Below are 18,432 nucleotides of genomic sequence, written 5' to 3'. Positions count from 1 at the left end.
ATTCATGTTGTGCGAGTAGAGCTCCGTATCAGGGGATGATCGTTGGAATGAATGGTGCGAAGTTTGAAAGGGAATGATTGCTCTTTGATCAAGTCGTTACGCCTGTGAAACCCTCAATCCACTCTTGGCGATGGTTAAAGTAGAAAATACCTCGGGCAAGCTGGTCGACCGTCCACTTCACGACCGGCATATCAGGATAAGCAATATAACCTCCTGTAAAGACTTCATTTCGGTTTCCTGACGGGTCAAAGTAATAGATCGTCTGTCCGCGCGTAATGCCGTGGCGTTCAGGTCCTACATCAATCGGTACATCATGTTTGGAGAACACATCTCCCGCTTTCCGTAAATCATTAAACTCATCGAGCCAAAAAGCAAAATGGTGGAGTCGTTCGTCTTTCCCTGGGATGATGGCAATATCGTGAGGAGTATTGCTTCTGAATAACCATGCAGCGATCGGCGTTTCCGACTGTTCGTTTTCCACAACTTTTTCACTCATATAAAAGTTAAGCGCCTTCATCAAAAAGTCAACAGTTTCATGAGGGCGTTCCGCCGTAATCAAAAGGTGGTCGATCCGTGGGACACCGACGCCGATCAGCCCTTCCGGCCATGGCGCGGGGTTGACTTGCGGAACCGCCTTTCCTTTATACTCCATGTCAACAAAAAGTTCCATCGTATGCCCGGAAGGAAGGCGGAAACGCAGCCCTTCACCAACTTTGTAGTTTTCACCTTTCGAAATGCGTCTAACTGATGCGCCATACCGTTGCAGCTGGATTTCTAGCCGCTCCATATCTTCGTATGTGTGCACTTTAAACGCCATTTTTTCGAGGCCGGCACGATCCGATTGGCGCAAGACGATGGAATGATGATCGTACTCGTCCCATCCTTTTAGATAAATTTCGTTTTCAGTACGGTCCGTCATTTGCAACCCCATGACTTCTACATAATGCTTCCTTGCCTCTTCGATGTCTGTCACATTCACAGAAACAAAGCCTAAACGCATAATTCCTTCTCCCATAACGAAACCTCCTTCTGTTTCATTAAATCGCTTCATCTTTCAGTCTAAATAAATGCGTGATCCGCGTTTCTTGCTTCCGTAAATAGATGGTTAGATCCGAAAGCGGCCGTGATTGGCAAGTAAGAATAAAATGCTTTTCCCGTTCTTCACTCGTGAGAGCAGCACGGGAATAAATGTCACGGTGATGCACCTCACCATCGAGCAGTTTTACTTTACAAAAGGCACAGCCTCCCCTTCGGCATCCTTGAAATGAAGGCTGACCGTCCCTGCCATAGAAATGCGTTCTCAATGTTTCCAAAATCGTTTCGTCTTCGCTTCCCGTGACCTCCTTTCCATAAGGCTCAATACGAATGGTGTATTGTTTGTTCACATGCATCACAACCTTTTTGGCATGCTGAAACCCGTTCACCCTCTGAACCGTTCGTTTCTTTTGTGCGAAGTATGTTTAGCGCCGCCCGGCCAATTTCCTCATCCTCTTCTTCCGTGCCGCCGCTGATGCCAATGGCGCCAATCACTTCGCCGTCTACCTCGATCGGAAATCCTCCCCCAAAAATAACGAGATCAGGGGTATGGGGGATCCCGTGCAACAGACGTGGATTATGTTGGATCACATCAAGCCATTCCCCCGTCGCCATTCCAAAGGCAGCCGCGCTATACGCCTTGCGCTGGGAAATTCCGATAGATAGTAGCGGAGCACCATCCATCCTGCGAAAAGCCTTTAAATGCCCGCTCTGATCAGCAATGGCCATATTGACGGCCACGCCCAGTTCCTTAGCCTTTTCTTCAGCACGGGCTAACATGGCTTCCGCTAGTTCAAGGGTAATACTTTTGATCATTTGATAGTTTTTCATCCTTCTCCCTCAACCTCATCATATCGTGTTCGGTTCACAACACCTTTCCATTCTCCCAATAAGCGGCCTTCTTTTTCTAGTTGCGCCGATATTTACGATCGTGACCACCTGACTCATACAAGCTGATACGACACGAACGCTCCCAGACAACATTTAAGCGCTTTCATAAACTACCTACGTATAATTGCAGTCGCCAAAAAACGTAAACGGATAAAAACGACGTACACACTTGCTGTGGGAAGGAGATATCGGCGCTGCTCGAACATCACCACCTTTTTTTAAATTTTCAATCTTCGTGGTTATAATATCAAATATAATATCAAATTTCAATACTGAATTTTTAAAAAACACAAAATAATATAATCAATTATGAAATTGGACTGCGGAATGGGAAGAAGGGGGTGCCCATTCACAGACAAACCCGCGGAGATAGTCGGTTATTCCGCGGGCTTTCTGCGTCTTATCCTCAAAAATCCAGCAACGACTCCCCGTTCGCCTCATCGTCAATGTCGGGGGAGCGTCCCGTGGCGGAAACGCCGCCAAGCGACAGCCCGCTCCCGACTGAAATCGGTCCGCTAATGACAAGCGGCCCTGCGGGGGCGGCTGGAGCGGACAGTTGCAGCTGGGCGGTTGGTTCGAGCATTAAGTCGCATAAGGCGCGGACAGCGGCGACATGTTCCCGCATTCGCTGCGGGTCATCGGCCGCCTTCGCCTTGCGCAATTCGTCTTCGATTTTGGCAACAACCGCTGCAAAAGGGATTGTCACGACTTTTCCCCCCTTCTTCATTCGGCGCGGGCGCCGATGTTCTCAATTTGCCAGTCAATCGGTTCGCGCCCGTGCTCGGTTAAAAAGGTGTTCGTCCGCGAAAACGGGCGGTGGCCGAAAAAGCCGCGCGCGGCGGAAAACGGGCTCGGGTGCGGCGCTTCAATAATGAGATGGCGCGGATTTGTAATCCGTTCTTTTTTCTCCTGTGCGTTCCGGCCCCAAAGCAAAAAGACGACGGGATCGTCCTTTTCATTGACGAGCTCAATGACGCGGTCGGTGAAATATTCCCACCCTTTGCCGCGGTGGGAGTTCGCCTGCCCACGGCGGACCGTCAGCACCGTGTTTAACAATAACACGCCCTGCTCGGCCCATTTGACAAGATAGCCGTTATCCGGTATGTAGCAGCCAAGATCGTCATGCAGCTCTTTAAAAATATTCACTAACGACGGCGGCACCGGCACGCCCGGCTTGACGGAAAAACTAAGCCCGTGCGCCTGCCCCGGGCCGTGATACGGATCTTGCCCGAGCAACACAACTTTGACGTTCGCGTACGGTGTATAGTGAAGGGCGTTGAAAATATCGTGCATATCGGGATAAATCGTCCGCGTCCGGTATTCTTCCTTTAAAAACCCACGCAGCTTTACGTAGTACGGCTTTTGAAACTCCTCGTCAAGCAGCGGAGCCCAGTCGTTTTGTAAAATCGGCATCACAGCCACTCCTTTGGCACTGACTTTTTCCTTTTATAATGTACCAAATCCAAGCCGAGAAAGAAACCAACGCAGCAACCAAACCGCAAGCCATACATATAACAAGATGATCAACGCACCGGCGGTCCAGTTCGTTGGTTTTCCGTTTTGGATCAATTTCTCAGCCCGCACGCGATGTTCAGCCGCCACATCGTGAGGCAGCCATTTCAATGCCAAATAAATCCCAAGCGGCACAAGCACGAGATCATCGATATACCCTAGGATAGGAATGAAGTCCGGGATGAAATCGACCGGACTGAACGCATAAGCAGCGACACAAAGCATAAACAGACGCAGCCAAACGGAAACGCGCCGGTCGCGGCAAGCGGAATAGAGGACAAAAATTTCCTTTTTCAACCTCCCGGCCCATCGTTTCCACTTTTCCATCATCATTTCTCCTTTTCATTCGACATCTCCCTGTTTCAACAAGTATAAAATATGGGTAGATAAAATGTAAACGCCCAAAGCCGGACAAGCGAGGCTGTTGGCAAGAACGCATCAGCAGAATATCCATTACGCACACTGAGGTGAAGAGAATGGACAGGAAACGATTCCACCTTGTTCACGACGAACAGCCGGATCGACATGTTATATACATAAAAGGAGAGCTTGATTTAGCGGCAGCCGAACAGTTCCGACGCGCTGTCGAACCGCTCGCCGACGATGCGGCGAAACTGCTTGTCATCCGCTTAGAGGAATTGACGTACATTGATAGCACCGGCATCGGCATGTTTGTCGCGCTGTTGAAAACGAGAAAAAAGCAAGGGGCGCCGTTTGCCATTGAAAACGTGCCGCCGAAGGTGCAGCGCTTGTTTGATTTGACTGGGGTATCCTACTTTTTTTCCGAAACGAACGCTACGACAGAAAGGATCGGAGGCCAATCATGAAAGAGCACGAAACCGTCGTACAGCTATCGATTCCGGCCGATGCACAGTTCATCGATATCGCGCGTTTGACGTTATACGGACTAGCCGCTAAGATGGGGTTTTCGTATGAAGAGATTGAGGATATGAAAGTCGCTGTTTCGGAAGCCTGCAATAACGCCGTTTTGCATGCGTACAACGGAAAAAGCGGAATGATTCATCTCCGTTTTGAAATGGGCGACGATGCCCTGACGATCGTTATTAAAGATGAAGGCAAAGGATTTGATTACAAACAGGCGGCGAAACGAGCGGTCCCACTGTCCGTTATGCCGCTTGAAGACGTCAAAGTCGGCGGTCTTGGTCTCTTTTTAATGGAAGCACTCATGGATGACGTGAGTGTCAACACAACGGACGGGACCGAAGTCCGCCTGACGAAATTCCGCCATCATGGCGAAGGAGAGCATGCCCATGAATGTATATCCTCCTCCTCTGTCCAAGAGCAAGCTTGACGCCCTCATTTCCGCTTATCAACGGACAAAGACGGAAGAGGCAGCGACAGCGCTGCTCGTTCGCTTCGAGCCGCTCATTGCAGCCGCGGCAAAAAAGATGGCGCGCAGCCGCCCCGATTTTTACGAAGACTTATTTCAAGTCGGACGGTTATCGTTTTTGCGCCTTCTTGATCATTACGACCCGAACCAAGGAACAAGCTTTGAATCGTACGCGATGAAAAGCTTGATCGGCTATATGAAAAACTATTTGCGCGACAAGGCGTGGTATATCCAAGTGCCGCGCAGAGTAAAGGAAAAAGGAAGCAAAGTGCAAAAAGCCATCGATGAGCTGACCGTCACGCTCGAGCGGTCACCAAACATCGAGGAGATCGCCAACCATTTAGGTTTATCGGTCGAGGAAACGATAGAAATTTTAGCCGGCCGCGACCATTATCAGGCGATTTCACTCGATGCCCCGGTGCAAGACGGAGAAAAAGATGCGACGACCATCGGCGAATTTCTTGCCGACGACACGAACGAGTTCGAAACATTGATTGAGCGGCTTGATTTGGAGGAAGCCATCGGCAAGCTGAACGAACAAGAACGGATTGTCATTGACGCGGTGTTCCACCGCGGAGAAACGCAGCGTTCGCTCGCCGAACGGCTCGGCGTCTCCCAGATGACAATCAGCCGCATTCAAAAACGCGCCATTGAAAAGCTGAAGCGGCAGTTGGCCACTGCCTACCCGTCGTAACAGCCAAACACGCCGCCGTTGCCGACTGGATCGGCATCAGCGGCGGCGCAACAACAATAACGTCTGATCGTCTTTTTGTTCGTATTGGTGGTACGCCTTGACTTGCTCGTACAAATCACGGACAATCTGCCCGGCCGGCTGGTTCAAATTGACTTGGGCGACCATAGAGGTGAGGACAGAAAAGCCATCGGCCTCTTCCTCTCCGCGCTTTTCGGTCACTCCGTCCGTGTGCAACAACACAAAGTCGCCCGGTTCGAGCACAACCGATTTGGTTTCAAACGAAAATTGCGGAAACAAGCCGAGCGCACATCCTTTTGCGTGAAGCGGCACGTATTGTTTCGTTTTCGCCCGGTATAGAAGCGCCGGCTCATGCCCGGCGCACGCGTACGAAAACGTGTGTGTTTTTTCATTATAATTGCCGACAAACATCGTCACAAACATCGACGGTTCCGTATAGTCATAGGCGAACCGGTTCAACAAATCAAGGTACACATGCGGCTGCGTCCCGTAATGAACGGTCCGGTCTAAAATAAACTTCATCAATGTCATGAGCATGGCGGCGGGAACGCCTTTTCCCGACACATCGGCAATGCCGACAGACACTGATGTTTGGTGGACGGAAAAATGATAAAAATCGCCGCTTAATACCCGGGCGGGAACGCTGAGGACGCCGATGTCAACATAGGACGGCAAGTTCGCTTCCGAAGACGTCTGCAAGAGCGTCCGCTGCATATTCGCTGCGAGCGACAGTTCAAAATCAAGCTGTTCACGCTCGCGTTCGAGCCGCTCCTTCTCTTTTTTCTCCGTCATGTCACGCAACACAGCGACAAGCCCCGTCAGCGCACCATTTTCTATCACAGGCGCCAACGTGTAGCCGACCGGCAGGCACACGCCGTCATGACGGCGGAACGGTTCTTCCTCGACGCGGATGACTTCACCGCTTTTGAGCCGTTTAACGACGCGGCGCAGCTGCTTCCAATCCCATGTATCCCCGTTTGGCCCAGCGAGCGAAACAAAGGAAAATAACGGCTTTCCTTTCGCTTCTTCGGGGACGACCCCGATCAGCCGGCCTGCTTCCGGGTTCATCCAAACGATTTGCCCGTCCCGGTCTAACATCATTAACCCTTCACCAAGGGCGTTCGCCATCATTTCCAGCTGCTGTTCGTGCTGCTTCAGCTCCACATACGGTTTTTCGATCGTTTCCACATACATAGCGCGTACGACATACAAAAAGCCGGCCACTTCGTACAGCTGCCCCCACAGCACATGCCCATTACCGAACATAAGCAACACTTGGCCAAAGGCAAACAGCAGCAAAGCCATCAACCAGTATAACAGTGAGGGGGATCCCCCGTGCCGATAGCGGCGCCATACAAGCGCACCCGCTGCCGCATCAAGCAAACCGATTGCCCCTTCTCCTACCTGCCACCAAAGCGGCCAGCGGCTCATCCCATTTTCCAACCAAAGCGGCGCCGCAAAATGGATGAATAAACCGACCGCTACTGTATAAGCAAAGGCCGCTAAAAACGCCTGCCAGCGTTGGCCGCTGCGCCGCTCCATCACCTCGTCCAGACGCGAAAATAAAAAGAGCAGCCCCCAAGCGATCGTAAAGCGGGCGGCGAGCGAAAACAATGAAACCTCGCCGGCGTCCGCGAATGAGAGAAGGAAATGAAACGAAAACAGCGCCCCTGAGGAGAAAAACAGTGCCCCCATCACAAGCCGCTCCATCGAAAGCGTATGGGGGAACACGGCCCATCCTTGCACGGCGACAAGCCAACAGACGACAACCGCAGCGAGCCCTAAAGCAAGATGAGTAGAATGATAGAAACCGGGTGAAAAAGAGAGTCGCCCTGCAGCGAATAAAAGCAAGCCAAACAGCATGGCAGCCAACGCTGCCGCTGTGCCGTGCAGGCGCATTAGTCGATTTTGTTCATGTTCGTCCACAAACGGTGAACCTCCACTCTTCGTTTATATGGTTTATTATACCATACGTCACCCGACTGGCGTATACGAACGTCACCGCACTTTTCCGTTCCGTTTGGCTTGAATAACAAAAAGGGACGTTCTCCGAATGGAGAATGTCCCTAGTTTGACTGCCGGCCATGTCCCACGCAATATTTTCTGCCGCAGTGGAATGGGAAAACAAATTGTGCCTCTTTCGATCAAAATGTGTGAGCCAAGTCTTTGGCCCGGGCAACGGCATTCGCTTTAATTTCTTCCGCTTTTTCCGGCACGGCCGCATGCCCTTCGACAAATAGACCTTCAAATGATGGCACGCCGAAAAACTGCATGATAACCCCTAAATAGCGGTGTCCCATTTCCATTTGTGCCGCCGGTCCTTCCGAATAAAACCCGCCGCGCGCCTGAATGTGGAGTGCTTTTTTATCAGTAAGCAACCCGACCGGCCCTTGTTCTGTATATTTGAACGTTTTACCGGCCACCGCCACGGCGTCAATGTATGCTTTTAATACCGGTGGGAAAGAAAAGTTCCACATCGGTGTGACGAACACATATTTGTCAGCGGAAATAAACTGCTCGCACAGCTCGTTCATCCGCCCGACTTTTGCTTTTTCTTCGTCGGATAATTCCTCAAACGATGTTCCGGAGCGAAGTTTGCCCCAGCCGCTGAACACGTCGACATCGATTTCCGGGATATACTCTTTATATAAATCGAGGTGAATGACTTCATGGTCCGGATGCACTTGTTTGTACGTGTCGATAAACGCTTTTCCGACCGCCATGCTGTACGATTGTGTATCGTCGTGAGGATGGGCGGTGATGTACAATACTTTCGTCATGATGCATACTCCCTTTCGCGATAATTTCAGCATTTTAGTATTTGCTGTTTGCAAAAACGACATACACTTACTTTTAATTCAAATATCTTTAACAAGAGATAATTATATAAGGACGACGCGGGCTTGGCAACCAATTTGACCGCAAAAAAAAAAATTGCCCTTGAGGCAATTTGCGTACAGGTCGGCTATTCGCTTTGTTCAACCGCAAATGGGTTGCCGCTGATTTGTTTTCTTATCTCATCCGTAAGCGTAAACGGTTCGTTTGTAACGGCGTTTTCATTAGCATCGCCAGGTTGATGACCGCTGCCATCGTAGTAGATCGGTTTTCCTTCCATGATGGTTACCCCCTCGATTTGTATGGGATACAAGAACTAGTCTACACTTCTATTTTACCATTTATTCAATGGAAATTCGACGTTTTTTTGAAATTTTCCCTATAAAAGCGATTCCATTTCCACACCCCTTCCCTATCATCTGTCTACCTGTTTGCCGAAAAAACTAATAAAAAAACCGGGGCTTCATGAATGCCCCGGCGTTTGTTTCATCAAAAGGAAATTTTTTCATCTAAAAAGGCTTTGAGCTCCCCAATCGGCAACCGCACTTGTTCCATTGTGTCACGGTCGCGTACGGTGACTTGGCCGTCTTGTTCAGATTCGAAATCGTACGTGATGCAAAACGGCGTGCCGATTTCATCTTGGCGGCGATACCGTTTGCCGATGGAACCCGTTTCGTCGTAATCCACCATAAAATGCTTCGCTAACTGTTCATAAATGCCGCGCGCTCCATCAGCAAGCTTTTTCGACAGCGGCAAGACGGCCGCTTTATACGGCGCGAGCGCCGGATGCAAACGCATGACCGTCCGGGTTGTGCCGTCTTCGAGCTCTTCCTCGTCATAGGCGTCAATCATAAACGCGAGCGTGACGCGGTCGGCGCCAAGCGACGGCTCAATGCAGTACGGGATGTAGCGCTCGTTCGTCTCTTGGTCGAGATAATGGAAATCCTCGCCGGAGTATTCCATATGCCGCTTCAAATCGTAATCCGTACGCGACGCGATGCCCCACAGCTCGCCCCAGCCGAACGGGAACTGGTACTCGATGTCGGTCGTGGCGTTGCTGTAGTGGGACAATTCTTCTTTCGTATGGTCGCGCAGGCGGATGTTGTCCTCCTTCATGCCAAGCGACAGCAGCCACTCCTTGCAAAATTGCTTCCAATAGTCAAACCATTGCAGTTCTTCACCGGGCTTGCAGAAAAACTCGAGCTCCATTTGTTCGAACTCGCGCGTGCGGAACGTGAAGTTGCCCGGCGTAATCTCGTTGCGGAAGCTTTTGCCGATTTGCGCGATGCCAAACGGCAGCTTTTTGCGCATCGTGCGCTGGACGTTTTTGAAATTGACGAAAATGCCTTGCGCCGTCTCCGGGCGCAAATAAATTTCGTTGGCGCTCGACTCGGTGACGCCTTGATACGTTTTAAACATTAAGTTGAACTGGCGCACGTTCGTAAAGTCGCGGCTGCCGCATTCCGGACAGGCGATGTCATGTTCGCGGATGAGCTCTTCCATTTTCGCAAGCGGCAACCCGTCAACGACCATCTCAATTCCTTTTTCTTCAAGCGCCTGCTCAATCAGCTTGTCGGCGCGGTGGCGCGCTTTGCACTGTTTGCAGTCGACCATCGGGTCATTGAAATTGCCTAAATGGCCGGATGCTTCCCACGTTCTTGGATTCATCAAAATGGCAGCGTCGAGGCCGACGTTGTACGGCGACTCTTGGACGAACTTTTTCCACCACGCCCGTTTCATGTTGTTTTTCAGCTCGACGCCAAGCGGGCCATAATCCCACGTGTTCGCCAGCCCACCGTAAATTTCCGACCCCGGAAAAACGAAGCCGCGATGCTTGGCGTGGGCGACGATTTCTTCCATTGTCGCAACCATCTTATTCATCCTCCTCCATTGATCATCGTCATAACAATGAAAAACGCCCTCGCCCCTAGGCCTTGCGCCTAGGGACGAGAGCGTAGCTCCCGCGGTTCCACCCTAGTTGATGCGCCAAACGCGCACCCTCTTTTTCCTATTCCGCTCCGGACTGCCGTTTCATTAACCGTCTTCACCGGGCTTCCACCGCCCCCGGCTCGCTTTGGAAGAGAGGGTTAACTACTATTGATCCGTCATCGCGATCCGTTATACGATTTTGTTCACTATCATAGCAAACTAAAAAGACCTATGTCAATGGTCGCTGGCATTTTTTTGCGCCCAAAACCGCGACACGACCGGCTGTCCGTCCCAGATGACTTCGCTTTTCGCCCGGCGCTTCGCCACCTCCGGCTCATCAAGCAAAAGCCAAAAGTTTTTCACCGGCAAATCGCCGAGCCCGTGCTTCTCGCACAGCCGCCGCAAATAGGCGCGCCGCTTGTCGTCGAGCTGTCGCGACACGTTGTCGCCGTCCGCGCTGAACGCGTATAAAACGGTCGCCGCCGCGACGCGGGTGACGCGACAGGCGGCCGCCGCGCGCAAAAAGAAGTCCCAGTCCCAATAATGGTGAACAGACGGGTCAAAATAGCCGATGTTGTCATGAAGCGCCTTCCGATAAACACTCCCGGACGGCACATACGTCGAAAACGTCCGCATCGCCTCAAGATCGCATTCATAGGCAAACAAAAAGCGGGACGCTGGGATGCGCTGGTGATGTTCCACCCGGTACTCGACGATTTCCGCATCGGCATAGGCAAAATCGGCGTCACGAAGCGCTGTGACCATCCGCTCGAGATGGCATGGCAACACTAAATCATCGTCGTCGCAAAGCATGATGAGGTCGCCGCGCGCCTCTTGGACGCCGATGTTGCGGGCTGCGACTTGCCCCCGGTTGCCGCCGCTGTCAAGGAGGCGGATGGCAAGCTCCGGGTACAGAGCAATGACGTCATGAACCGGGGCGCCGCCGTCGTTGACAATGACGACCTCAAAATGGCGGTACGTCTGCCGGCTTAACGCCTCAAGCAGCTCGGCGAGCGGATAAGGACGATTGTACGTCGGGATGACGACTGATACGAACGGGTGCAACCAATCCACCGCCTCTCTTCGTTTCCCCAACAAAAAAGGGCTTACCCTTAAGGTATCGCCCCCATGTTTCGTTTGTCAACTTAGGCGAGCTCTTGCTGCTTCGTCTCTTTGCCAAGGACGGCGACGGCGAGAACAGCAACGAGAACGGACAGGCAGAACAAGGTGAAGATCGCGGCGACCGGCACTCCTTGCGCGACAAGCGAGCCGACCAACAGCGGGCCGAAAATGCCGCCGATGCGGCCAAACGCCGCCGCCATGCCCGCCCCTGTCGCCCGGATCGACGTCGGATACTGCTCCGGCGTGTAAGCGTACAGCGCCCCCCAGGCGCCAAGGTTGAAAAACGACAGGAACATGCCGGACGCCATCAGCCCGATGAGCGACTCGGCTGTGCCGAAAAAGTAGGCGCTCGCTGCCGTGCCAAGCAAATACGTGATCAAGACAAACTTCCGCCCCGCCCGCTCGATCAGCCATGCGGCGCTGAAATAACCCGGCAGCTGAGCGAGTGTCATGATGAGCACATACTCAAAGCTTTTAATTAAGCTGAATCCCTTCATCACCATAACGCTCGGCAGCCATAAAAACATGCCGTAATACGAAAAGACGACGCAAAACCAAAGAAGCCAAAGCATGACCGTCTCTTTCCGGTACGGAGCGGACCATACGTTGACGATGTTCCTCCATACCGTTTCTTCTTTTCTTGCGGCCGCAAACCGCGGCGAATCAGGCAGGCGGAGCCGCAAATAAATGGCGTACAGCGCCGGAATGGCCGCCAGCCAAAGGGCCGTTCTCCAACCGTACGCCGGAATGACAAAATAGGAAATCACCGCCGCCAACAGCCAGCCGCCCGCCCAAAAGCTCTCGAGCAGCACGACAACCCGGCCGCGATCGGCCGCCGGCACCGCTTCCGAGACGAGCGTCGACGCGACCGGCAACTCGCCGCCAAGCCCCATGCCGATCAAAAAGCGAAGCGCCAAAAACGCCGCCAACGTCGTCGTGAGCGCCGACAGCCCGCTGCCAAGGGAAAACAATAACAACGTCAAAATAAAGACGTTTTTTCGGCCGATCCGGTCCGCAAGCAATCCGAACATAAGCGCCCCGACCGCCATGCCGATCGAGTTGATGCTGCCGATCCAGCCGACTTGCCCGGCCGTCAAGTTCCAATCTTTTTGCAAGGCGGCCATCAAAAACGACAACATGCCGACATCCATCGCATCAAACAGCCAGCCGAGGCCGGCAATGCCTAACAGCTTGCGCTGCGAAATCGCGGTTTGGTTCATGTGTATCCCCCTGTCATTATCTGTGTAAAGACACTTCCTACTGTTCATTATAAAGAGGGAAGGGAGTAAATTCAATCGTCTATTGCTCATTTCCTCACAAAACAAGCCGCAACAAAAAAGCTGCCAAGTACCAACCGCTTCCTTGGCAGCTTCCTTGCACACAAACGAACCTTATAATTCCCATTTCTCTATATCCATCTGAAGATGGCCATGAGCGCCAAAGAACATCGTTCGGTCATCCGGATATGGGAAAAACCGGGCAGTGAATGTCTCTTCGCCGTCATTGACGAACAATTCGATCGACGATGTATCTAAAAACACGTGGAGCGAACGGAGACGGGGCAGGCGGCATTGCCGCGTTTCCGTCAATCCATTCACAAAACTTTTCCGCTCAAGTGTCAGCACCCCTTCGTCGCTGTTGTAAATGAGGCGGGCGGCATGGCGAAAATGAATCTCCATCATGCTTCCAAGCAATTGAATACGATCAAGGCGAAGTTCGATGGCGTCTCCTTCAACTCCCGGCCACGACCGCAGCTCATTCGCCACAACGGCGTTCGGATACGCCACTTGTTGTTTGCGCAACTGTTTCAGTTCTTTCACTGGCGTTTGCCTCAGTTTGCCGTCAACAAGCCGAAGCTCGCGCGGCAAGGTGAGCGCGTGCACCCAGCGGTGGCCCACGGTCGGCTGGCGGTCTTCATTCTGATCCGGCACGCCCATCCAGCCGATGAGAATGCGCCGCCCGTTCCGGTCAAGCATCGTTTGCGGGGCGTAAAACTCAAAGCCGCGGTCAAGCTCCTCAAACGGCCCGTGGACGAATTCGGCCCGTCCATAGTCAAGGCGGCCGACAAAATAGCCTGACTGGTAAACGTTTTGATAGCGCATGCCGTCCGGTTGCAATCCCTGTGGGCAAACGATGAGCACATCTTGACCGTCTAACGGAAACAAGTCGGGGCATTCCCACATATAGCCGAACGGGCCGAGCCATTTCGAGTTCCCGCCGGCAATCGGGCCAAGATGTTCCCAATGGCAGAGGTCGCTAGAACGGAATAGAACCGCTTTCCCGTCGCCGCTTTTGCTTTGTGCTCCGATAATCATATACCAAAGCCCGTCTTTCCGCCACACTTTCGGGTCACGGAAATGAGCGGTATAGCCATCCGGCAGGTTGATCACGACCCCTTTTTTGGTAAAGTGAATGCCATCTTCCGACACGGCCATGCATTGGTATGTTTGGCGGTTTCCTTGGTCGTCCTTCACATTGCCGGTATAAAACAACACGAGCTTTCCGTCATCGTCAATGGCGCTGCCGGAGTAGCATCCGTTTTGGTCATACCATTCGCTTGGCGCTAAAGCAATCGGCTCCGCTTGCCAATGAACCAAGTCCGGGGACGTGTAATGTCCCCAGAACTTCGCTCCGTGGCCAGTGCGAAACGGCATCCATTGGTAAAAGACATGGTACGTCCCATTCCAATCGATCAGCCCGTTCGGGTCATTCATCAGCCCGACCGGGGGCATGAGATGATAGCGCAATCGATATGGATCGCGATGGACGAGATCTTGGTACTTTTCGATTTCGGCATAGGCTTGTTCCATGAGCTGCCGCTCGCGTTCGGATTTCATCCGCTTGCCCCCTCACTCTTCTTCTTCACGGAACTTTAGAAGGAATGTCGCCACAAACGCCGAACCGACGGCAATGGCAAAACCGATTAAGTAATGCATCAAGTTCGTCAACCCTTCCGGCGCGACGATGGCGATCATCGGGATGCCGGTCAGCCCATAGGCGTTCGCGACGACATTGGCAAACACGACATACGCCCCGCCGAGCGCGCCGCCGATGGCCGCGGCGATAAACGGTTTCCGGTATTTTAAGTTCACCCCGAAAATGACCGGTTCGGTAATGCCTAAAAACGCCGATAATGCCGCTGGTAAGGCGATTTCTTTCGTTTTCGCCCGCTTTGATTGGACGAAGACAGCCAATCCGGCGCCGCCTTGGGCGACGTTGGCCATCGACCAGATCGGCAGTAAATAGTTGACGCCAAGTTTCGCCAACAAGTTCGCTTCAATCGCATGGAAGCTGTGATGCACACCGGTAATGACAATCATCGAATACAACCCGCCAAAGATAAGGCCGGCGAGCGCTCCCCCATAATGGTAAATAAAGTTGAGCGCCATAGTAATCCCGTCGCCAAGCCAATTGCCAAGCGGCCCGATGGCCAAAATCGTAATAAACCCGGTCGAAATGACCGTCACAAACGGAACGACAAGCAAACTGACTGCATGGGGAACGACTTGGCGCAAGCCGCGCTCGATTTTCGCCATCACATACGTCGCCAGCAAAATCGGCACCACTGTCCCTTGGTAGCCGACCATGGCAATATCAAAGCCGAGAAAATGCATATAGTTTGGCTTAGCCTCGGCCAACCCCCACGGATTTAATAGTGCCGGATGGGTCATAATCCCGCCGATGACCGCCCCTAAAAACGGCGTTCCTCCGAACTCTTTGGCAGCGCTAAAGCCGATTAAAATCGGCAAAATGATAAACGCCGCACTTGAGAACATATCAAGGAGGATATACAGCGGGCTGTCCGCCGCTACCCATTTGAACGCCTTCATCATCCCAAGCAACCCCATTAACAAGCCGCTCGCAACAATCGCCGGGATGATGGGCACAAAAATGTTCGACAACGTTTTCGCAAAGCGGGCGAGCGGATTCATTTTTTGCTTGACCACTTCCTGGTGCGCATCCGTATGGCTTTGCGGCAAACCGGCTTCGCGGACAAATGATTCATACACTTTATTGACGACACCAGTGCCAAAAATGATTTGGAACTGACCAGAACTGGAAAACGCTCCTTTGACTCCCTCAAGATTTTCAATAGCTTTCACATCAGCCTTTTTGTCATCCTTTAAAACGAGCCGAAGCCTTGTTGCGCAATGGGCCGCGCTGATGACGTTTTCCTTTCCCCCTAATAGCGGAATAAGTTGTCGGGCGATTTGGCCGTGCTGCATTGATGAACCCCTCTCCTTCTGAATGATGATTGGCAAAAGCAAACAAAAAAGACCTAAAACATACAAAGGGCATACGGACGGCATGGTTCACTTGCCGTTCCCTTTATACGTTTTAGGTCTTGCCTGCTCGAAGCAGTCACAATCCCACAATATACGGTTGTTTACTCCGCATTATAAAGCAATACACCACCGTTGTCAACGCTTTCTCAATCGTTGAATGTGCAACACAATATAGGCGAGTTCCTCTGCCGGAAAGCGGATGCCATACGCCTGTTCCGCATATTCTGCCGCTTTTCGGGCACACGCCCACTCGTTCACATATTTTGCCTGAATGAGCGCCATCATCTCCTCGTCCATCGAATGAATCGGCTCCCCGTTTTCAATGCGGCTTAAGGCAAAGCGCAAATGGGTGAGCAACCGCTGGTATGAAATGCTTTCTTCATCGATCGATAGGCCGAGCTCTGTTTCAATCAAGCGAACCAGTTCATGAATGAGCGTTGTTTCGCGGAGCGTTTTGTTCATGCTCGCGGCGTCCATTTTGGCGGTATGGATATGCAAGGCGATATGAGCTGCCTCATCATCTGGGATCTCAATGCCAAGCCGCTCTTTGATCAACTGTTTCGCCCACAATCCGATCTCATACTCCGCCTTGTACAACACTTTAATTTCATTCAGCAACTTGTTTTGAATGCGGTATCCTTGTTTCAGCCGCTCGATAGCGAATGACAAATGGTCGGTCAACGCGATATGGATATGGTTGCTAAGGGGCGCTTGCAGCTTCCCTTCCGCATAGCTAATAATTTCTTCGGCAATATCGATATGCTCCTCTGGCAACGTGCGCAACAGTTGCTGGAATTTCTCGTTTTCTTCTTCCATGACGAAAATTTTCTCAATGCGGCCAACGGGGATGAGATCGTTTTTCCGCTTTTGAAACGCAACCCCCGGGCCCATGACAATTTTCTCTTTACCTTCATCGAGCACAACAACGGCGTTGTTGTTTAAAATCTTATGGATGCGAAACGCCATACTTTCTCCCTTCCGCTCTTATTTCATTTTCACCTGAAATAAGACCGTCTCGCCTTTTGTCGCCGATGTCCCAGCTTTTTTCTCCAAACTTTCAAGCGCATCGCCGTTCGTGATGATGATTGGCGTCACCGCGCTTTTGGCCTTGTCGCGAACGAGCGAAAAGTCAACGGAAAGGAGCCGCTCGCCCCGTTTCACCCGGTCACCGGCCTTGACATAGGCGGTGAACCCTTCCCCATTCATCGACACGGTGTCAATGCCGACATGAATAAGCAGCTCAACCCCCGCTTCTGAGCGCAAGCCGATGGCATGCTTCGTCGGAAAGAGTTGGACGATTTCCCCGTCCACCGGAGCGACGACATCCCCGTCCGCCGGGTCGATGGCGATGCCATCGCCCATCATTTTTTGCGCAAACACCGGATCCGGAACGTCTTCAAGCGGCACAATCGTCCCGTCAAGCGGCGCGGTGATCGTTTCTTCCTTCGGCTGTTGTTTGCCAAACCATTTTTTGAACAATGTATGTCATCCTTTCTGTTCAGTTCGTTCGACAACAAGTATACCGAAACGGAAAGAAAGTGCAAACCGCGCGCCTTGCTCCTCCTTTATCAACTGCGCTTATACAAACGCCGGCAAATTTCTTCCGTCACTTCCTTCGTCGTCGCTGTGCCGCCGAGATCCGGCGTTTTGATGCCGTCAGCGGTGACATCCTCGATCGTTTTTAACAAAAAGGCGCCGAGCTCTTCTTCGCCGAAATGGTCAAGCATCAGTTTCGCCGTCCAAATTTGCCCGATCGGATTGGCGATGCCTTGGCCGTAAATATCAGGCGCCGATCCGTGAACCGGCTCAAACATCGACGGGTACTTGCCGTTGACGTTGATGTTCGCCGCCGGGGCGATGCCGATGCTGCCCATGATGGCGCCGCCAAGGTCCGTCAAAATGTCGCCGAACAAGTTGCTCGCGACAACGACGTCAAACGTATGCGGCCTTGTCACGAAAAAGGCGGCTAACGCGTCAATATGATAGGACGCAGTCGCGACATCCGGGTAGTCGCGCTTGACGTCGGCAAACACTTCATCCCAAAACGGCATCGTATGGAAAATGCCGTTCGATTTCGTCGCGCTCGTCACATGCCGTTTCCGCTTCCGCGCCAGCTCGAACGCATAGCGCATCGCCCGCTCCGTCCCTTTGCGGGTGAAGACGGCGTTTTGAATGGCGATTTCGTCTTCCCCGCGGTGGATGCGCCCGCCGACTTCGCTATATTCCCCTTCGCTGTTTTCACGGACGACGATGAAATCAAACTCGCGCGGTTCGGCAAGCGGCGACGACAATCCGCGAAAAGACTTGGCCGGGCGGACGTTGATCACTTGTTCAAATTCGCGGCGGATTTTCAGAAGCAGCCCCCATAACGAAATATGGTCCGGCACGAGCTTCGGATTGCCGACCGCCCCGAGAAAAATAGCATCAAAGTTCCGCAACGTCGACAGCCCGTCATCCGGCATCATTTTTCCGTGTTCCATATAATAGTCGCAGCTCCATGGAAATTCAGTGAAGGAAAAGGAAATCCCTCCATGGACGTCCGCAACTGCTTTCAACACATCCAACGCCGCTGGCACAACTTCCTTGCCGATGCCGTCGCCAGGGATGACGGCGATTTCCCATTTTTTCACAACAGTCTCCTCCTTGATGAATCATTTCCTTTCCCTATATGTTCGACAGAAAGCGCACCGAACCCTCTCCGTTATAGAATACACGATGGCAACCTTTATTTGTGGTAAAATCAAACTACAATCCTATGG

At 52.2% G+C, this 18,432-nt stretch carries 20 protein-coding genes; 3 read left to right on the top strand and 17 right to left on the bottom strand.

Annotated features, from left to right (window positions below):
* Positions 1-88: 88 nt before the first annotated feature.
* The 6 genes from ACTVDO_RS02755 to ACTVDO_RS02730 form a co-directional block, all read right to left on the bottom strand.
* On the bottom strand, positions 89-1,015 hold the full coding sequence (locus ACTVDO_RS02755; RefSeq protein WP_020961579.1) for a catechol 2,3-dioxygenase: 927 nt from the start codon (positions 1,013-1,015) through the stop codon (positions 89-91).
* A 22-nt stretch (positions 1,016-1,037) separates the two neighbouring features.
* A complete protein-coding gene (locus ACTVDO_RS02750; protein WP_200865272.1) occupies positions 1,038-1,385 on the bottom strand; it encodes a 2Fe-2S iron-sulfur cluster-binding protein in 348 nt (115 codons plus the stop codon).
* Positions 1,357-1,866, bottom strand: a complete 510-nt coding sequence (locus tag ACTVDO_RS02745; RefSeq protein WP_020961580.1) for a GlcG/HbpS family heme-binding protein — start codon at positions 1,864-1,866, stop codon at positions 1,357-1,359. Before ACTVDO_RS02745 ends, ACTVDO_RS02750 begins: the two co-directional genes overlap by 29 nt.
* A 466-nt stretch (positions 1,867-2,332) precedes the next feature.
* On the bottom strand, positions 2,333-2,632 hold the full coding sequence (locus ACTVDO_RS02740; RefSeq protein WP_020961581.1) for a YwdI family protein: 300 nt from the start codon (positions 2,630-2,632) through the stop codon (positions 2,333-2,335).
* Between the two features lie 17 nt (positions 2,633-2,649).
* A complete protein-coding gene (locus ACTVDO_RS02735; protein ID WP_020961582.1) occupies positions 2,650-3,339 on the bottom strand; it encodes a uracil-DNA glycosylase in 690 nt (229 codons plus the stop codon).
* Between the two features lie 33 nt (positions 3,340-3,372).
* Positions 3,373-3,768, bottom strand: a complete 396-nt coding sequence (locus ACTVDO_RS02730; RefSeq protein ID WP_041267807.1) for a YkvA family protein — start codon at positions 3,766-3,768, stop codon at positions 3,373-3,375.
* Positions 3,769-3,914: 146 nt separating this feature from the next.
* Here ACTVDO_RS02730 and ACTVDO_RS02725 point away from each other — a divergent pair, with 146 nt between their 5' ends.
* The 3 genes from ACTVDO_RS02725 to ACTVDO_RS02715 are packed head-to-tail and all read left to right on the top strand — an operon-like array spanning position 3,915 to position 5,483.
* Positions 3,915-4,265 (top strand): STAS domain-containing protein, encoded by a 351-nt coding sequence (locus tag ACTVDO_RS02725; protein WP_020961584.1) that lies wholly within the window; start codon positions 3,915-3,917, stop codon positions 4,263-4,265.
* Positions 4,262-4,750, top strand: a complete 489-nt coding sequence (gene rsbW, locus ACTVDO_RS02720) for an anti-sigma B factor RsbW (protein WP_020961585.1) — start codon at positions 4,262-4,264, stop codon at positions 4,748-4,750. The genes ACTVDO_RS02725 and rsbW overlap by 4 nt, the downstream gene beginning before the upstream one ends.
* Entirely contained in the window at positions 4,710-5,483 is a 774-nt protein-coding gene (locus tag ACTVDO_RS02715) for a sigma-70 family RNA polymerase sigma factor (protein ID WP_020961586.1), read from the top strand. Before rsbW ends, ACTVDO_RS02715 begins: the two co-directional genes overlap by 41 nt.
* A gap of 36 nt (positions 5,484-5,519) precedes the next feature.
* On the opposite strand, the gene ACTVDO_RS02710 is transcribed toward ACTVDO_RS02715, so the two are convergent.
* The 11 genes from ACTVDO_RS02710 to ACTVDO_RS02660 all read right to left on the bottom strand — a co-directional run bounded on the left by ACTVDO_RS02710 (position 5,520) and on the right by ACTVDO_RS02660 (position 18,303).
* Positions 5,520-7,400, bottom strand: coding sequence for a SpoIIE family protein phosphatase (locus ACTVDO_RS02710; protein ID WP_420480336.1), 1,881 nt, complete (start codon positions 7,398-7,400; stop codon positions 5,520-5,522).
* A 245-nt stretch (positions 7,401-7,645) separates the two neighbouring features.
* Entirely contained in the window at positions 7,646-8,281 is a 636-nt protein-coding gene (locus tag ACTVDO_RS02705; protein ID WP_020961588.1) for an FMN-dependent NADH-azoreductase, read from the bottom strand.
* Between the two features lie 185 nt (positions 8,282-8,466).
* Complete coding sequence (locus tag ACTVDO_RS02700; protein WP_020961589.1) at positions 8,467-8,616, bottom strand: hypothetical protein; 150 nt, start codon at positions 8,614-8,616, stop codon at positions 8,467-8,469.
* 209 nt (positions 8,617-8,825) lie between these two features.
* Positions 8,826-10,208, bottom strand: coding sequence for a glycine--tRNA ligase (locus ACTVDO_RS02695; RefSeq protein WP_020961590.1), 1,383 nt, complete (start codon positions 10,206-10,208; stop codon positions 8,826-8,828).
* 291 nt (positions 10,209-10,499) lie between these two features.
* On the bottom strand, positions 10,500-11,330 hold the full coding sequence (locus tag ACTVDO_RS02690) for a glycosyltransferase family 2 protein (protein WP_041268048.1): 831 nt from the start codon (positions 11,328-11,330) through the stop codon (positions 10,500-10,502).
* 80 nt (positions 11,331-11,410) lie between these two features.
* The gene (locus ACTVDO_RS02685; protein WP_442900984.1) at positions 11,411-12,607 is read right to left on the bottom strand and encodes an MFS transporter; all 1,197 of its coding nucleotides are present in this window, start codon (positions 12,605-12,607) and stop codon (positions 11,411-11,413) included.
* Between the two features lie 171 nt (positions 12,608-12,778).
* Positions 12,779-14,224, bottom strand: coding sequence for a glycoside hydrolase family 32 protein (locus ACTVDO_RS02680; RefSeq protein ID WP_020961602.1), 1,446 nt, complete (start codon positions 14,222-14,224; stop codon positions 12,779-12,781).
* 12 nt (positions 14,225-14,236) lie between these two features.
* On the bottom strand, positions 14,237-15,613 hold the full coding sequence (locus ACTVDO_RS02675) for a sucrose-specific PTS transporter subunit IIBC (RefSeq protein WP_442900983.1): 1,377 nt from the start codon (positions 15,611-15,613) through the stop codon (positions 14,237-14,239).
* 195 nt (positions 15,614-15,808) lie between these two features.
* Complete coding sequence (locus ACTVDO_RS02670) at positions 15,809-16,639, bottom strand: PRD domain-containing protein (RefSeq protein WP_442900982.1); 831 nt, start codon at positions 16,637-16,639, stop codon at positions 15,809-15,811.
* 18 nt (positions 16,640-16,657) lie between these two features.
* Positions 16,658-17,152 carry a PTS sugar transporter subunit IIA gene (locus ACTVDO_RS02665; protein ID WP_020961605.1) on the bottom strand — a complete coding sequence of 165 codons (495 nt, stop codon included), beginning with the start codon at positions 17,150-17,152 and terminating at the stop codon, positions 16,658-16,660.
* Between the two features lie 89 nt (positions 17,153-17,241).
* Positions 17,242-18,303 carry a tartrate dehydrogenase gene (locus ACTVDO_RS02660; RefSeq protein ID WP_020961606.1) on the bottom strand — a complete coding sequence of 354 codons (1,062 nt, stop codon included), beginning with the start codon at positions 18,301-18,303 and terminating at the stop codon, positions 17,242-17,244.
* Positions 18,304-18,432: the final 129 nt, after the last annotated feature.

Origin of the sequence: Geobacillus sp. BK01 (assembly GCF_052220245.1) — a bacterium.
In the GTDB taxonomy this organism is placed as follows: Bacteria; Bacillota; Bacilli; order Bacillales; family Anoxybacillaceae; genus Geobacillus.
This window is presented reverse-complemented; position numbering and strand designations above follow the sequence as displayed.

Excerpts from the sequence above, each read along its gene's own strand:
- ACTVDO_RS02755 (WP_020961579.1), bottom strand. The coding sequence starts at position 1,015 with ATGGGAGAAGGAATTATGCGTTTAGGCTTTGTTTCTGTGAATGTGACA.
- ACTVDO_RS02745 (WP_020961580.1), bottom strand. The coding sequence starts at position 1,866 with ATGAAAAACTATCAAATGATCAAAAGTATTACCCTTGAACTAGCGGAA.
- ACTVDO_RS02735 (WP_020961582.1), bottom strand. The coding sequence starts at position 3,339 with ATGCCGATTTTACAAAACGACTGGGCTCCGCTGCTTGACGAGGAGTTT.
- ACTVDO_RS02730 (WP_041267807.1), bottom strand. The coding sequence starts at position 3,768 with ATGATGGAAAAGTGGAAACGATGGGCCGGGAGGTTGAAAAAGGAAATT.
- ACTVDO_RS02725 (WP_020961584.1), top strand. The coding sequence starts at position 3,915 with ATGGACAGGAAACGATTCCACCTTGTTCACGACGAACAGCCGGATCGA.
- rsbW (WP_020961585.1), top strand. The coding sequence starts at position 4,262 with ATGAAAGAGCACGAAACCGTCGTACAGCTATCGATTCCGGCCGATGCA.
- ACTVDO_RS02715 (WP_020961586.1), top strand. The coding sequence starts at position 4,710 with ATGAATGTATATCCTCCTCCTCTGTCCAAGAGCAAGCTTGACGCCCTC.
- ACTVDO_RS02710 (WP_420480336.1), bottom strand. The coding sequence starts at position 7,400 with ATGCGCCTGCACGGCACAGCGGCAGCGTTGGCTGCCATGCTGTTTGGC.
- ACTVDO_RS02705 (WP_020961588.1), bottom strand. The coding sequence starts at position 8,281 with ATGACGAAAGTATTGTACATCACCGCCCATCCTCACGACGATACACAA.
- ACTVDO_RS02700 (WP_020961589.1), bottom strand. The coding sequence starts at position 8,616 with ATGGAAGGAAAACCGATCTACTACGATGGCAGCGGTCATCAACCTGGC.
- ACTVDO_RS02695 (WP_020961590.1), bottom strand. The coding sequence starts at position 10,208 with ATGGTTGCGACAATGGAAGAAATCGTCGCCCACGCCAAGCATCGCGGC.
- ACTVDO_RS02685 (WP_442900984.1), bottom strand. The coding sequence starts at position 12,607 with ATGAACCAAACCGCGATTTCGCAGCGCAAGCTGTTAGGCATTGCCGGC.
- ACTVDO_RS02680 (WP_020961602.1), bottom strand. The coding sequence starts at position 14,224 with ATGAAATCCGAACGCGAGCGGCAGCTCATGGAACAAGCCTATGCCGAA.
- ACTVDO_RS02675 (WP_442900983.1), bottom strand. The coding sequence starts at position 15,613 with ATGCAGCACGGCCAAATCGCCCGACAACTTATTCCGCTATTAGGGGGA.
- ACTVDO_RS02670 (WP_442900982.1), bottom strand. The coding sequence starts at position 16,639 with ATGGCGTTTCGCATCCATAAGATTTTAAACAACAACGCCGTTGTTGTG.